Origin of the sequence: Rhodococcus sp. IEGM 1318 (assembly GCF_033142465.1) — a bacterium.
Classification (GTDB): Bacteria; Actinomycetota; Actinomycetes; order Mycobacteriales; family Mycobacteriaceae; genus Rhodococcus_F; species Rhodococcus_F qingshengii_B.
Window position 1 is genome coordinate 90392 of record NZ_JAWLSC010000001.1, and the last position, 13445, is coordinate 103836.

13 protein-coding genes are annotated in these 13445 nt (G+C 62.2%); 6 read left to right on the forward strand and 7 right to left on the reverse strand.

The window, feature by feature from the left end; translation table 11 throughout:
• Window positions 1-50 precede the first annotated feature (50 nt).
• From fmdA to R4P65_RS00440, 3 genes are all read right to left on the reverse strand, one after another.
• Window positions 51-1310: a formamidase gene (fmdA, locus tag R4P65_RS00430; RefSeq protein WP_019744435.1), complete on the reverse strand. Its 1260-nt coding sequence runs from the start codon at window positions 1308-1310 to the stop codon at window positions 51-53.
• A gap of 81 nt (window positions 1311-1391) precedes the next feature.
• Window positions 1392-1679: an FmdB family zinc ribbon protein gene (locus R4P65_RS00435; protein ID WP_317825089.1), complete on the reverse strand. Its 288-nt coding sequence runs from the start codon at window positions 1677-1679 to the stop codon at window positions 1392-1394.
• Window positions 1680-1778: 99 nt separating this feature from the next.
• Window positions 1779-2408, reverse strand: a complete 630-nt coding sequence (locus R4P65_RS00440; RefSeq protein WP_317825090.1) for a serine/threonine protein kinase — start codon at window positions 2406-2408, stop codon at window positions 1779-1781.
• Window positions 2409-2922: 514 nt separating this feature from the next.
• Between R4P65_RS00440 and aceA the strand changes: the two genes are divergently transcribed.
• The 4 genes from aceA (at window position 2923) to R4P65_RS00460 (ending at window position 8823) form a co-directional block, all read left to right on the forward strand.
• On the forward strand, window positions 2923-4212 hold the full coding sequence (aceA, locus tag R4P65_RS00445) for an isocitrate lyase (protein WP_003941533.1): 1290 nt from the start codon (window positions 2923-2925) through the stop codon (window positions 4210-4212).
• A gap of 203 nt (window positions 4213-4415) precedes the next feature.
• Complete coding sequence (locus R4P65_RS00450) at window positions 4416-5312, forward strand: 3-hydroxybutyryl-CoA dehydrogenase (RefSeq protein ID WP_003941541.1); 897 nt, start codon at window positions 4416-4418, stop codon at window positions 5310-5312.
• Window positions 5313-5403: 91 nt separating this feature from the next.
• Window positions 5404-7710: a 5-methyltetrahydropteroyltriglutamate--homocysteine S-methyltransferase gene (gene metE, locus R4P65_RS00455; RefSeq protein ID WP_019744430.1), complete on the forward strand. Its 2307-nt coding sequence runs from the start codon at window positions 5404-5406 to the stop codon at window positions 7708-7710.
• A 72-nt stretch (window positions 7711-7782) separates the two neighbouring features.
• Window positions 7783-8823 (forward strand): NAD(P)-dependent alcohol dehydrogenase, encoded by a 1041-nt coding sequence (locus tag R4P65_RS00460; protein ID WP_230816887.1) that lies wholly within the window; start codon window positions 7783-7785, stop codon window positions 8821-8823.
• A gap of 15 nt (window positions 8824-8838) precedes the next feature.
• Here the strand turns inward: R4P65_RS00460 and R4P65_RS00465 are convergent, their stop codons facing one another.
• Window positions 8839-9633, reverse strand: a complete 795-nt coding sequence (locus R4P65_RS00465; RefSeq protein ID WP_020906739.1) for an RNA polymerase sigma factor SigF — start codon at window positions 9631-9633, stop codon at window positions 8839-8841.
• Window positions 9630-10061, reverse strand: a complete 432-nt coding sequence (locus R4P65_RS00470) for an ATP-binding protein (protein WP_020968899.1) — start codon at window positions 10059-10061, stop codon at window positions 9630-9632. The genes R4P65_RS00465 and R4P65_RS00470 overlap by 4 nt, the downstream gene beginning before the upstream one ends.
• Before the next feature lie 391 nt (window positions 10062-10452).
• Here R4P65_RS00470 and R4P65_RS00475 point away from each other — a divergent pair, with 391 nt between their 5' ends.
• Window positions 10453-10896, forward strand: coding sequence for an STAS domain-containing protein (locus tag R4P65_RS00475; protein WP_020968900.1), 444 nt, complete (start codon window positions 10453-10455; stop codon window positions 10894-10896).
• Window positions 10897-10950: 54 nt separating this feature from the next.
• Here the strand turns inward: R4P65_RS00475 and R4P65_RS00480 are convergent, their stop codons facing one another.
• Window positions 10951-12219 (reverse strand): glycosyltransferase, encoded by a 1269-nt coding sequence (locus R4P65_RS00480; RefSeq protein WP_230816891.1) that lies wholly within the window; start codon window positions 12217-12219, stop codon window positions 10951-10953.
• 120 nt (window positions 12220-12339) lie between these two features.
• Here R4P65_RS00480 and R4P65_RS00485 point away from each other — a divergent pair, with 120 nt between their 5' ends.
• The gene (locus R4P65_RS00485; protein WP_230816892.1) at window positions 12340-12753 is read left to right on the forward strand and encodes a DUF6292 family protein; all 414 of its coding nucleotides are present in this window, start codon (window positions 12340-12342) and stop codon (window positions 12751-12753) included.
• A 22-nt stretch (window positions 12754-12775) separates the two neighbouring features.
• Here the strand turns inward: R4P65_RS00485 and R4P65_RS00490 are convergent, their stop codons facing one another.
• Window positions 12776-13363, reverse strand: a complete 588-nt coding sequence (locus R4P65_RS00490; RefSeq protein WP_317825091.1) for a DUF2231 domain-containing protein — start codon at window positions 13361-13363, stop codon at window positions 12776-12778.
• Window positions 13364-13445 lie beyond the last annotated feature (82 nt).

Below are 13445 nucleotides of genomic sequence, written 5' to 3' on the forward strand. Positions count from 1 at the left end.
TGAGTGGTTGAGGAGCCTTGGCACTCCCTAACCACTCACGGGCCGAAGGCTCAGACCCTGTTCTCCGAACGAGGGGCGCCGATTCCGGGATCGATCTGGAACGGTCCGCTCGACGACGGTGCGAGCGGGAAGTCGAAGATCGCGGTCGGGAGATACACCGTCGAACACGAGTTGGGGATATCCACGACACCCGACAGACGGCCCTCGATCGGTGCCGCACCGAGTAGCAGGTACGCCTGCTCTGGCGCGTACCCGAATTTGGTCAGGTACTCGATCGCGTGCAGGCACGCACGCTGGTACGACAGATGTGAATCCAGGTACTTCTGCTCGCCGTCCAACGTGACGGACGTGCCCGAGAATGCAAGCCACTCGGAATACTGCGGATCCGTGTTGCCCGGCATGAAGATGGCGTTCTCGGAAACACCGTAGGTATCCATTCCACCCTTGATGATGTCCACACGAAGATCGATGAAGCCGCCCATCTCGATGGCACCGCAGAAAGTGATCTCACCGTCGCCCTGCGAGAAGTGAAGATCGCCGACCGACAGGTTCGCACCGTCCACGAACACCGGATAGAAGATTCGGCTGCCCTTGGTGAGGTTCTTGATGTCCTGATTTCCGCCGTTCTCGCGCGGGGGAGCGGTGCGAGCCGCCTCGCCGGCCACGCGTGTGTACTCGTCACCGGTCAAGGTTCCCAGAACGGCATCGCGGGGCTCAGGCGGAAGCGCAAGCGGGGGAACCCGATTGGGGTCGGTGGCAATCAAGGCACCCTCGCGGGCATTCCACTTGGCGAGCAAGGCTGCCGACGGAGCCGTGCCCATGAGTCCCGGGTGGACGATGCCTGTGAACGAGACGTGCGGAATGTGACGCGACGTCGCCGTTTGTCCGGAGAAATCCCAGACAGCCTTGTACGCGTCGGGGAACTGTTCGGTGAGGAAGCCGCCGCCGTTGTTCCGGGGGAAGATGCCTGTGTACCCCCAGCCTTGGCCGGCCAACGGACCAGAATCCTCTTGGGGGATGGGACCGATATCCAAGATGTCGACGATCAGCAAGTCGCCGGGCTTCGCGCCTTCGACGGAAAAGGGGCCTGACAGCGTGTGGACCGTGGTCAGTGGCGCATTGAGAATGTCGTCGGCGGAGTCGTCGTTGTGGATTGCGCCGTCGAACCATTCGCGGCAATGGACACGAAACGCATCACCGGGTTTCACCGTCACCGCTGCCGGGATGTCCGGGTGCCACCGATTGTGGCCGACGATCGCCTGGTCGGTGAATTTCTTGGCGGAATCGAGTGGAAACAGCAGTTCAGGCATATGCACTCCTCATTCTCGAAGAAACGGAAAACTCGTGGCGGCAGGACTTTCGTGTCGGATCGTGACTCGCGGCGAGGGTGCTCAGGGGCGAGGCAGCTTGCGGTGCAACGGATTGGATGTGGTCGGGGCAGTTTTTCGGCCGCGGCCGGGTAGTGACCCACTGACCACGGCAGGCTCGTGAGCCGATCGAGCAGTGCTGTCCAGCAGACCCATCGCGGCCGACGACGCGTGACTCAACCGGGGAGACGAGACCACCCGCTTGGACTCGAGACTGCACTGGGGGCAACTGATCGACTGGGGCACTTCGGTCATCGCGAACGACCGCTCGAGTGGGCCGCAGCCGGTACAGCGAAACTCGTACAGGGGCATGCGGTCACGCTATCGGAGGATCCGTCAGTGCGACACTGGAACGACGAGGGCGACACTGGAACGACAAGCGCCGGGTTGCTACCGCCGCAAGTATGCACGTCAGCGGAGGTACACAACCGCGTTGTCTCCGCCGGTGCAGGTGACGATGCCGGAGGCCACCTTGCACGCCATCGTGTACTCCTTGCCGGTCACCGGACTACGTGCGGAAACCGTGCTGGATCGACCGGCGGCACCGGAGTTTCCGTAGGCGATCCGAACTGCCTCGGCAAACTCGCACGATGTTTTACCCCCGCTGGTCGCGGACTCCTTGTAACTTCCGGCAGGCTGCCCGCCGGGGCAGGCGGACGCGCCTGCCGGGAAGTTCGCGGCGCGTGTGGTCGTCGGGGATGTCGTGCTGGGAGCAGTTGTCGTGGCACCGGTGGTGCCGGGTCTGTTCGCGGCGGTGGTGGTGTGGGCGGCTCCACCGGCTGTCGAATTGGGGACGTCCTTCGGCCACAGAACCCATGCAAGCCCGCCGAAGAGAGCCAACACGGTGATGACACCGATGATCGATACCGGAATCACCCAGCCGGGTCGTCGTGGCGGCGGATTTCCACGTGGCGGACCAGGCGGGAATCCCTGCGGTGGGGGATATGACTGCGGCGCGGCCCGGTATCCCAACTGCGGCGGTTGAGGCCCGGATTGCGACCATGCCTGGTTGTTCGGTGGCTGCTGATAGTTGTCCGGCACAGCTTTATCGCCCGTTCAGTGGTGTCGAGGGCGTCGAACGACAAGTCATGGTTCGACAGCATATGGCCGGCGAACGGGTTGTCGGGGGCTTTGCGAGACCTCGATCTCGGGAAAGTGCTCGCGCGAATGCTGTTGCGATGAAGTGATTGCGGTCACTTGCGGGCAATGAAGTTGACTCCGAAGTAGCGGACAGGCCCGTTCCGTGCGCTGCGCGAACAGGCGTAATTCACTAGTGGCGGAGTTGAGTGCATTTCGTTCACAGCCTGCGGTTTCATTACTACTCACCAGTACGGAACCTGTCCGAATGGGTAGTGCTCGCCGTGTAGGAATCTTCACAGACTTAGCAAAGTGTGTTGAAAAGGTAGCGAAGATTGGCATTAGCAACAGGTAGACGGCACTTTTTCGATGTGCCATTCTCGGTAAGTACACAAGAAGGGCCTGGCAAGTATGTGAAGTAGTACGCACGTACTGCTCACAACAGGCCGGACCAGCAGATCAAAGAGATGGAGTCTTGATGTCGACCACCGGCACCCCGAAGACCGCAGCTGAGCTCCAGCAGGATTGGGACACCAACCCTCGCTGGAAGGGCGTTACTCGTAACTACACGGCCGATCAGGTCGTCAAGCTCCAGGGCACCGTCGTCGAGGAGCAGACCCTCGCTCGTCGCGGATCCGAGATCCTGTGGGATCTCGTGAACAACGAGGACTACATCAACTCCCTCGGTGCACTTACCGGCAACATGGCTGTGCAGCAGGTTCGCGCCGGCCTGAAGGCCATCTACCTCTCCGGTTGGCAGGTTGCCGGCGACGCTAACCTATCGGGCCACACGTACCCGGACCAGAGCCTCTACCCGGCCAACTCGGTTCCGACCGTCGTTCGTCGCATCAACAACGCACTGCTGCGCGCCGACGAGATCGCCAAGACCGAGGGTGACACCTCCGTCAGCAACTGGCTCGCTCCGATCGTTGCCGACGCCGAAGCCGGCTTCGGTGGCGCTCTCAACGCTTACGAGCTGCAGAAGGCCATGATCGGCGCCGGCGCTGCCGGTGTCCACTGGGAGGATCAGCTTGCTTCGGAGAAGAAGTGCGGCCACCTCGGTGGCAAGGTGCTCATCCCCACGCAGCAGCACATCCGCACCCTGACCTCGGCTCGCCTGGCTTCCGACGTTGCGGACGTTCCGTCCGTCATCATCGCCCGCACCGACGCTGAGGCCGCAACCCTCATCACCTCCGACGTTGACGAGCGTGACCGCCCGTTCCTCGACGGAACCCGCACGGCTGAAGGCTTCTACGGCGTCAAGAACGGCATCGAGCCCTGCATCGCTCGCGCCAAGGCTTACGCACCGTACGCAGACCTCATCTGGATGGAGACCGGCGTGCCGGATCTCGAGGTTGCAAAGAAGTTCGCCGAGTCCGTTCGCAGCGAATTCCCGGACCAGCTCCTGGCCTACAACTGCTCCCCTTCCTTCAACTGGAAGGCGCACCTGGACGACGCGACCATCGCGAAGTTCCAGAAGGAGCTCGGCGCAATGGGCTTCAAGTTCCAGTTCATCACGCTGGCCGGCTTCCACTCGCTCAACTACGGCATGTTCGACCTGGCCTACGGCTACGCCCGCGAAGGCATGACGGCATTCGTCGACCTGCAGGAGCGCGAGTTCAAGGCTGCTGAAGAGCGTGGCTTCACCGCCATCAAGCACCAGCGTGAGGTTGGCGCCGGCTACTTCGACACCATCGCCACCACCGTTGACCCCAACACCTCGACGGCAGCTCTCAAGGGCTCCACCGAAGAGGGCCAGTTCCACTAAGAACTGACTTCGGGTGGGGGAGAGGCTCGGCTTCGGGTCTCTCCCCTGCTTGTATCGCCGATCTACTTTCTCTCGTCTTCAAGGCAGTTCCAATTGCGTCGGCCACCAGTGTCGACGCAGTTCGAAGTGCTTTCTTTGCAACACCTTGATCAGACTGCAACACCTTCACCAGACAAACTCCACGAGACAAACAAGGAGCTGACGTGACCAGCGAAAAAATTCAGCGCGTCGGCGTTATCGGCGCCGGAATCATGGGTGCCGGAATCGCCGAGGTGTGCGCCCGCGCACATGTCGATGTTCTGGTCTTCGAGCAGACTCGCGAGCTTGCAGCAGCCGGGCGTTCACGCATCCTGCGTTCGCTCGACCGCGGCGTGAGCAGCGGAAAGATCACAGAACGCGAGCGTGAGCAGGCCGCATGGCGTCTGCGTTTCACCTCCGATCTGGGCGATTTCGCGGACCGCCAGCTCGTCGTGGAGGCCGTCGTCGAAGACGAGAAGATCAAGAGCGAAATCTTCGCCGAGCTCGACGCGGTCGTGACGGACCCGGATGCGGTTCTCGCGTCCAACACGTCGTCGATCCCGATCATGAAGCTCGGCATCTCGACCAAGCGTCCCGAGCGAGTCATCGGTATGCACTTCTTCAACCCGGTGCCGGTTCTGCCGCTCGTCGAATTGGTGACAACGCTCAAGACCAGTGCCTCCGTCTCGCAGCGCGCCGAGGCTTTTGCCAGCGACATCCTCGGCAAGCAGGTCGTCCGCAGTGCCGACCGCTCCGGCTTTGTCGTCAACGCGCTCCTCGTGCCGTACCTGCTCTCGGCGATCCGCATGGTCGAGTCGGGCTTCGCCACCAAGGAAGACATCGACAAGGCAACCGTTCTGGGCCTCGCGCACCCCATGGGTCCGCTGGCGCTGACCGACCTGGTCGGCCTCGACACCGTCAAGTCCATCGCCGACTCCATGTACGAAGAGTTCAAGGAGCCGCTGTACTCCGCTCCGCCGCTGCTCCTGCGTATGGTCGAAGCCGGATTGACCGGCAAGAAGTCCGGCGCGGGCTTCTACGAATACGCCGACAACGGTCGCTCCACCAAGCAGGCAAGCTAAGGCCCAACGCCCCTGTGCGCCTTTCTGGTAGTTCCGGCTACCACAAAGGCGCACAGGGCGCTCGCGCCCCTCGGTTAGAAAGGTCGACCGCATGTCCAGCAGCACTGCAGCATTCGGCTCCAGCGTCCTGGGGTATCCGCGCATCGGGCCGCGCCGTGAGCTCAAGCGCGCCCTCGAGTCCTACTGGCACGGCACTTCGGACAAGGACGCACTCCTCGCGGTCGCCAAGGAACTCCAGGAATCGACCTGGAGCGAATTGGCTGCGACGGGATTGAGCCAGGTTCCCGGCAACACCTTCTCCTTCTACGATCACGTCCTCGACAATGCGCTGCTCTTCGGCGCAGTGCCGGAGCGGTTCAAGCCGCTCGAGGGCGCCCTCGATCCGCTCGATTTCTACTTCACGATGGCCCGCGGTCGCCCGGACTTCCCGCCTCTCGAGCTGGTGCGCTTCTTCGGCACGAACTACTACTACCGTCAGCCCGAGATCGACGCGAACACGGTGTTCTCGCTCAACTCGGAGGCACTTCTCGACGAGTTCGAACGCGCTAAGGCGCGCGGCATCGAATTGCGCCCCGTCATCATGGGGCCCGTCTCGCTGCTTCTGCTCTCGAAGGTCGGACCTGCCACCGAGAAGTCCGATCCGAACTTCACCCCGCTCGACTTGTTGGACGCGCTCCTGCCCGAGTACGAGAAGCTCTTCGAGCAGCTCGCCAAGGCCGGTGCCACCTGTGTTCAGTTGGACGAGCCTTCGGTGACCGAGGACCGCACCCCCGAGGAGCTAGCCGCTCTGGGACGTGCGTACGAGAAGCTGTCGACGGCTCCGCTCCGCCCGCGCCTGTTGGTGACGGGTCCGTACGGCAAGTTCGGCGAAGCCCTCAACATCTTGGCGCCCACCAAGATCGAAGCCTTCGGTCTGGACTTGGTGCACGGCAAGATCACGGCCGAGGAACTGGCCGCGGTGCCGAACATCAAGCGCAAGCGCATCTACGCGGGCGTCGTCGACGGTCGCAACGTCTGGCGCGTCGACCGGTTCAACACCTTGACGTACCTGAACGAACTCAAGGACGTTGTGCCCGACCTCGTCGTCTCCACGTCGTCGTCGCTGCTGCACGTGCCGTACGACGTGCTCTCCGAGTACGACATTCCGGGAGACGTCGCAGACCGTCTGGCTTTTGCGAAGCAGAAGGTCGGCGAGGTCGTCTCCCTGGCGAAGGCACTCACCGAAGGTCCTTCGGACAAGTGGCGTAAGCGTCCGACGAAGGTGCACTTCAAGCTCAAGCACGCTGTCCGTGCTCGGGTCAACGCGATCAAGCCCGAAGATCGTGTGCGTGCACCGTACGAGGAGCGTCGTAAAGCTCAGCAGGAACGGTTGAACCTGCCCTTGGTTCCGGCCCAGACATTGGGTTCGTTCCCGCAGACCGACGCGATTCGCCAGGCGCGTTACGAACTCGGCCAGGGGCGTTTGGAGTGGGACGACTACTACAAGCGCATCCAGGAAGAGATCGAGCGCACAATCCGTCTGCAAGAGGATATTGGTCTCGATGTTTTCGTGCACGGTGAGCACGAGCGCAACGACATGGTCCAGTACTTCGCCGAACTGCTCGAGGGCTATGCCTTCACGCACAACGGTTGGGTTCAGGCCTACGGATCTCGTTGTACGCGTCCGCCGATTCTCTACGGCGACATCGCACGTCCGAAGCCGATGACGGTCGAGTGGATTGCCTACGCGCAGTCGCTGACCGACAAGCCGGTCAAGGGCATGCTGACGGGTCCGGTCACCATGATCGCTCGTTCGTTCGTTCGTCAGGATCAGCCGCTCTACGAAACGGCAGAGCAACTGGCACTTGTCATTCGAGACGAAATCGCGGATCTCGAAGCCGCCGGAATCGCCATCATCCAGGTGGACGAGCCGGCAATTCGTGAACTGCTGCCACTGCGTGAGGACGGCCGGGAGGCCTACCTGGAGTGGGCCGTCGACGCGTTCCGTCTGGCAACAGGTGGAGCGAAGCCGGAAACACAGATCCACACACATCTGACGTACTCCGCTCGGTCGTCGGTGGTCGACGCCATCGAACGGTTGGACGCAGATGTGACGGCTATCGTCGCGACCCGCTCCATCACGTGGGTTCTCGAGGCACTAAAGGAAGGCGCGCTCACGCACGGCGTCGGCCCCGGTGTCTACGAATCTCGCTCGGCTCGGATTCCCGACATCGACGAGCTCGACGAATTGCTCACTGAGGCAAGCGAATCGATCTCTCTCGATCGTTTGTGGGCAAACCCGGACGGCGGCCTCAAGACTCGCCATCCTTGGCAGCTCGAGCCTTCGCTGCGCAACATGGTTGCGGCCGCGAGGCGCCTTCGTCGTCGCGCCGAGCAAGCCGAGCGCGACGCCGGGTAAATCACGTAAAGAACTAGTCATGGAGGGGCCTGCGATTTGCAGGTCCCTCCATGCACGGGTAGGCATGTGTGCATGGTTACTGCTGCTGCTTATGCCGCGACGTCCGCTGACGGCCCCCTCGAGAAGACCACCGTCGAACGCCGCGAGCTCGGTCCACTGGACATTCTCATCGACATCAAATTTGCAGGCATCTGCCATTCCGACATCCACACAGCTCGCAACGAGTGGGGCGGAGCCAAGTACCCGATCGTCCCTGGACACGAAATCGCCGGCGTCGTCGCCGCTGTGGGTTCCGATGTCACCAAGCACAAGGTCGGCGACCGCGTCGGCGTTGGCTGCTTCGTCGACTCGTGCGGGGAGTGCGAAGCCTGCACCGCCGGCGAAGAGCAGTACTGCCGCAAGGGTGTGACCGGTACATACAACGCCACCGGTCGCGACGGCGAGCGCACACAGGGTGGCTACTCGACACACATCGTCGTCACCGAGCACTTCGTGCTCTCGATCCCGGAGGGCATCGAACTCGACGTTGCCGCGCCGCTCCTGTGCGCAGGCATCACCTTGTACTCACCGCTGCGGCACTGGAACGCCGGCCCAGGCAAGAAGGTCGCCATCATCGGTTTCGGCGGCCTCGGTCACGTCGGTGTGAAGATCGCCAAGGCGCTCGGCGCGGAAGTCACCGTCCTGAGCCAGACGCTCGGCAAGAAAGAAGACGGGCTCCGCCTCGGCGCCGATCACTACTACGCGACCAACGACCGTGAGACGTTCAAGGCTCTTCGCGGCGAGTTCGACCTGATCCTCAATACGGTCTCGGTCAATCTCGACATCGACGCCTACATGTCCCTGCTGGCCATCAACGGCACTCTCGTCGAACTGGGCCTGCCGGAGAAGCCGATCGAAGTTCGAGCATTCTCGCTCGCCGCAAACCGTCGTAGCCTCGCCGGCTCCATGGTCGGCGGTATCCCGCAGACACAGGAGATGCTCGATTTCTGCGCCGAGCACGGCATCGGTGCAGAAATCGAACTGATCCCGGCGAGCGACATCAATGATGCTTACGAGCGCGTGATCAAGAGCGATGTGCGATACCGATTCGTGATCGACACCGCAACGATCTGACCCGCTCAGTCCCACTCAGTCGAGTTGCTCGCGGAGATTACTCAGTGTCTTCGCGAGCAATCTCGACACGTGCATCTGGGATACGCCGACTTTCTCGGCGATCTGTGTTTGCGTCAGGTTTCCGAAGAATCTGAGCATCAACACCGTCCGCTCTCGTTCGGGAAGCTTGTCGAGAAGAGGACGCAACGCCTCGTGATTCTCGACGTTCTCGAGTGCGGCGTCGTAGTCACCGAGTGTCTCCACGAGCGGGAGATCATCGGTGTGATTGGACGCGGCACCGTCGACCGAGACGGTCTGGTACGCATTGCCGGCGATCAACGCCTGGGCGACTTCTTCGCGCTCGATTCCCAACGTCTCGGCCAACTCGTCGACGGTCGGCGCGTGCCCGAGTTGTTGTGACAGCTCACTGATCGCCTGCCCGAGTTGGAAATGCAACTCCTTCATCCGACGCGGAACTCGTAGCGCCCAACCGGTGTCACGGAAGTGTCGCCGAACCTCACCCATTACGGTGGGAACTGCGAACGAGACGAAATCGGATCCGCGCGTGGAATCGAAACGGTCGACGGCGTTGACCAGACCGAGGCGCGCCACCTGAACCAGATCGTCGTGTGCCTCGCCGCGCCCGTCGAATCGTCTGGCGATGTGTTCGGCCAACGGTAGGCACCTGGTGATCAGTGCGGTGCGCACTCGTTCGTACTCCGGACTGTGGGGCTCGAGGGTCCGCATTTCCTCGAAAACGGGTATGACGTCCCGATATTCGTCGGTGGACCGCCGGCGCGGGCGTGACGGGCCGTCTGCGGAAGCGGTCACAGGCGCCCGCTGAGGGCCTTGGTGAACTTCATGGTCGTGATGTAGCCGACGCCGCCGAGGTTCTCTTCCTGGTCGAGCGAAATCGAATCGGTGAGTTCGGTGAGGATGTGCCACCCGAACGATCGCTGAGTGCTGTCCTCGTACTCCGTGGTTGTCGTCGATACGGATACGTGCAGTTGCGGGGGAGTGAACACGAACCGACACACCAGAACCGAATCAGGCGCAGCACGAACAATCAGATGCGTACAGATTTCGTCCATGGCCAATTTGATGTCGGCGATGGCGTCGAGGTCGAAGTTTTCCTGAATGGCAACAGTGGCGGCCAGTGCACGCAAAATCGACAGCTGATCGAGAGTCGCTTGAATCCTCAACTCCACAACTGGCTGAGTCTGATCCTGATCGGGCTCGAGTGCGCTGAGGTGTGCCATAAGTTCTCCGGATCGTCGTACCAGGGGTCGCGGTGAAGTCTGGTGCCGAGAACGATACCCATCTCGACCTTCACAGTGACCCCCGAACACGAAATTTGGTCGATGGTGGTGCCGGGGTAAACGACACAGATCTGCTCACGACCGTTGGCGATCGCAACATCGGATTACCTCGCGGAAGCGCAGACCAAACCACATTTTTGTTCGGAACACCGAAACGAATGGTCGCAACGCACTTGTGACGCCGGTCATGCTGGCGTACTGTTTCAAACCGAGGTTGAGCACACAGCCGATGAGGGATTTATCCGTAATTCTGGAGACCCGTTCATCGTGCGGCTCCTTCGGAGGTCCCTTCTCTTTTGCAGAGTGTGAACCGTTGCGGGATGGGAGAACCATGACTGTTGTTCCAGGATCATCTATTTCAGGCTTTACGAACGCGGCGAAGGGATCGGTAGATTACGGACCTCCCGCGACCGGGACAGCGACCGCATCGTTTCACGCGCACCGCATCAGTGCACATACCGCTGTGATCCACGTTCGTGGCGAGATCGACCTGATGAGCGCCAATGCTTTTCGTGACTTCTTGACGTACCACGTTGCCGCGGACCGGACGCTGGTTGTCGATCTCTCCGAACTCGAATTCATGGGGACGTGCGGCTTGTCCGTGCTGTCGGTCCTGTCGACGCGATCACGCGACGTGGGCGGCACACTCGCGCTCGTCTGCGCCCGCCCGGTTCAGAGGCTACTCAAAGCAGCTGGTCAGGAGTCGATGTTTGCCTGCTACGAGTCGCTGGATCACGCGATCGGCCTCGAAGAGACCCGACGTTTCCCGGCTTGATTCCGCAGTGTCACTCACAGCTTTGTGAAATCAGGTTCGTAGAGCCCGTCAGCGTCAGTGCACTTCACTTCGGTGAGTGCCCTTGTGTTGGCGGGCTCTCGGCGGTGCTGTGACGCAGCGGCCGTAGGTTCGGACCACTTCGGTGGCGACGTGATCCCATGAATACGATTCGCACGCGCGAGCCCGGCTCTGCCGTGCAAATGCCGCGCCTTCGTCCTCGTCGTCGAGAAGATGCCGGACTGCCCGCGCGGTTTCCGCCGGATTGTTGACCGGAACCCGCCGCCCGGTGAGCCCGTCGATCACGGTATCCCGCAGTCCGCCAACAGGAGTCGCCACAACCGGGACTCCGCACGCCATCGCCTCCAGAGCCGCGATTCCGAACGGTTCGTATCTGGGGGTACAGACGAGGGCGTCGGCCGATCGCATCAGTTTAGGTAGTTGGCGGTGCGGAACCCGCCCCAATAATTGGACTCGATCTGCGACGCCGAGCCGCTCGGCGAGCTTGACCAAGCGGATCGCCACCTCGTCGGTGCTCAGTTGTGCGACGGGCGGCCCGCCGATCACCACCAACTCCGTGTCTGGCAGCGAAGCCAGCGCGGCGACGGCAACATCGAAGCCCTTCTGCTCCACCAGCCTTCCGACGCAGATCAATCGATGCGGTGCGGTCTTCTTCGCGGCGGGTCCTTCAGGGGTGAACGCCTCGGTGTCGACGCCCGATGGCACCATCGTGGTGCGTGATCGTGGTGATCCCTGCCGAACCAGATCGAAGATTTCGTCCGAACTGGTCGCGATGACATGGGTTGCGCCCCGGGCGATCAACGGTTCCAGGTGAGTCCGCTCCGAGGGACTGTCGTCGGCTGCTCCGAGGTGGCGGTGCGCGGCAGATCCCAGGGAATGGAATGTCTGAAGTACAGGGATGCCGAGCGAGCGGGTCGCGAGTTCCGTTGCCACACCAGACATCCAGAAATGCGAGTGCACCACATCGGGTCGGTCGGTACTCCATTGAGCGCGCAGAATGCTGGCAAAGGTTCCCAGGTGAGGAAGGATTTCGGCATCCGGGAGAGCCTGAGTCGGACCGGCCTCGAGATAGTCGACGCAGTACCCGGCGCGAGCGCGAACGCGGTCCGGTCCACCGACATGCGCCCTCCGGGTGAAGACGGTGACGTCGTGTCCGGCGCGAACCAAGGCCGCGGACAGCTCGTCGACGTGCAGGTTCTGTGCACCAGCTGCCGAGCAGCCCACCGGTGCGAGTGGATCGGCGTTGACCGACACCATGGAGATCTTGAGCATTCGTCCGGGAGCCATAGCGGGCGAGTACTTCATCGGGTCCCCTCTCCACTTGATCGGTTCGTCTGGGGATACCCGGAGTCCATGATCTGAACCGGGTTTCGGCGCGGTCGGCGCTGGGCACATTCCAAACACGATGGCGAGGAGTGAGGTTCGATGACAGAACAAATGCTGGTCGACGCAACCGTCGGACTCGGGTTCGAGCGGTACGTACAACGTGTGGCGGTCGGCGTGGGAGCCGGCATCGAGCAATGGTGTTGCAGGCGCGAGCACCCCCTGGAGGCCTACATCGCGTTGGACCGAACGCTGCCGCGTTTTCCCGGGCGTGAGGTGGCGTTGCTCTGGGAGGAGACGTGCGGTTGGGCCTTGGCCGTGGAGACTCGTTCGGGGGAGGACCTGATCGTTCTCGGATATCTGGGCGAACACGCGGTGCCGGCCCCGGACGCAGTCGCCGACTTTGCCGCGACACTGGGCACCCGCAGCCCGCACTGGGTCATGAACAGGCCGCTGGCGGATTCGGACGAGACCGCGCGGGAACTGCGAAGTTATTCCGGAAGTGCTTACGCCTGAACAGTATTCATATTCGATCAGCTCAGTTGACCACGTCCAGGATGGGATCGAGAACGGGCGTCGAGGCAGCTTCGACGCCCGGATCGTCCATGAGTCGATCGTCCATGAGTCGAAAGACGATGTGACCGCCGAGCGCACCACCGATGCCGACCGCGGCGAGTCCCAGCGCCGAGAGAACCCGCGCCAGCGCTAGTGAGTCCTTTCCGCGTAACCGATACGACGCGGCAAAGGACCAGATACCCACTGCATTCGACGCAGCGTGCACCAGTCCCACACGGCGGGCGACGTCGCCACGTTCGGACCAGTCCAGCCAGCCCGTCAGCAAAACCGGTGGCGTCGAGACCAACCCGAGCCCGATCAATCGTCGTGCGGTCCGCGGGTCGCGGAGCACGGTGTCGAACATCAGCGAAGCTGTCCAGGCGCCTACCGGAATCGCTACGAGGGCGGGATGGATGGGATGCCCGACAGCAGCGCCCCGGAGAAGCGCTGCGACAGTACGTGACCCGTCTGATCGCTCGGTGATCGCGAGGATCTTGCGCCTCATGCCAGTGGACGGACCGTCCAGTCCGCGCGCCGATTCGATTCCGCGGTAAAGAGTTCCGATGTCCATGTAATTCGGCTACCCGGCGTGGTCGTCGGGAAACCTCGCGACGAGTGTGTCTTGTCGACCGTCATACTCCGGCGTATGGTCG

Excerpts from the sequence above, each read along its gene's own strand:
- fmdA (WP_019744435.1), bottom strand. The coding sequence starts at position 1,310 with ATGCCTGAACTGCTGTTTCCACTCGATTCCGCCAAGAAATTCACCGAC.
- R4P65_RS00435 (WP_317825089.1), bottom strand. The coding sequence starts at position 1,679 with ATGCCCCTGTACGAGTTTCGCTGTACCGGCTGCGGCCCACTCGAGCGG.
- aceA (WP_003941533.1), top strand. The coding sequence starts at position 2,923 with ATGTCGACCACCGGCACCCCGAAGACCGCAGCTGAGCTCCAGCAGGAT.
- metE (WP_019744430.1), top strand. The coding sequence starts at position 5,404 with ATGTCCAGCAGCACTGCAGCATTCGGCTCCAGCGTCCTGGGGTATCCG.
- R4P65_RS00460 (WP_230816887.1), top strand. The coding sequence starts at position 7,783 with ATGGTTACTGCTGCTGCTTATGCCGCGACGTCCGCTGACGGCCCCCTC.
- R4P65_RS00470 (WP_020968899.1), bottom strand. The coding sequence starts at position 10,061 with ATGGCACACCTCAGCGCACTCGAGCCCGATCAGGATCAGACTCAGCCA.
- R4P65_RS00475 (WP_020968900.1), top strand. The coding sequence starts at position 10,453 with ATGACTGTTGTTCCAGGATCATCTATTTCAGGCTTTACGAACGCGGCG.
- R4P65_RS00480 (WP_230816891.1), bottom strand. The coding sequence starts at position 12,219 with ATGAAGTACTCGCCCGCTATGGCTCCCGGACGAATGCTCAAGATCTCC.
- R4P65_RS00485 (WP_230816892.1), top strand. The coding sequence starts at position 12,340 with ATGACAGAACAAATGCTGGTCGACGCAACCGTCGGACTCGGGTTCGAG.
- R4P65_RS00490 (WP_317825091.1), bottom strand. The coding sequence starts at position 13,363 with ATGGACATCGGAACTCTTTACCGCGGAATCGAATCGGCGCGCGGACTG.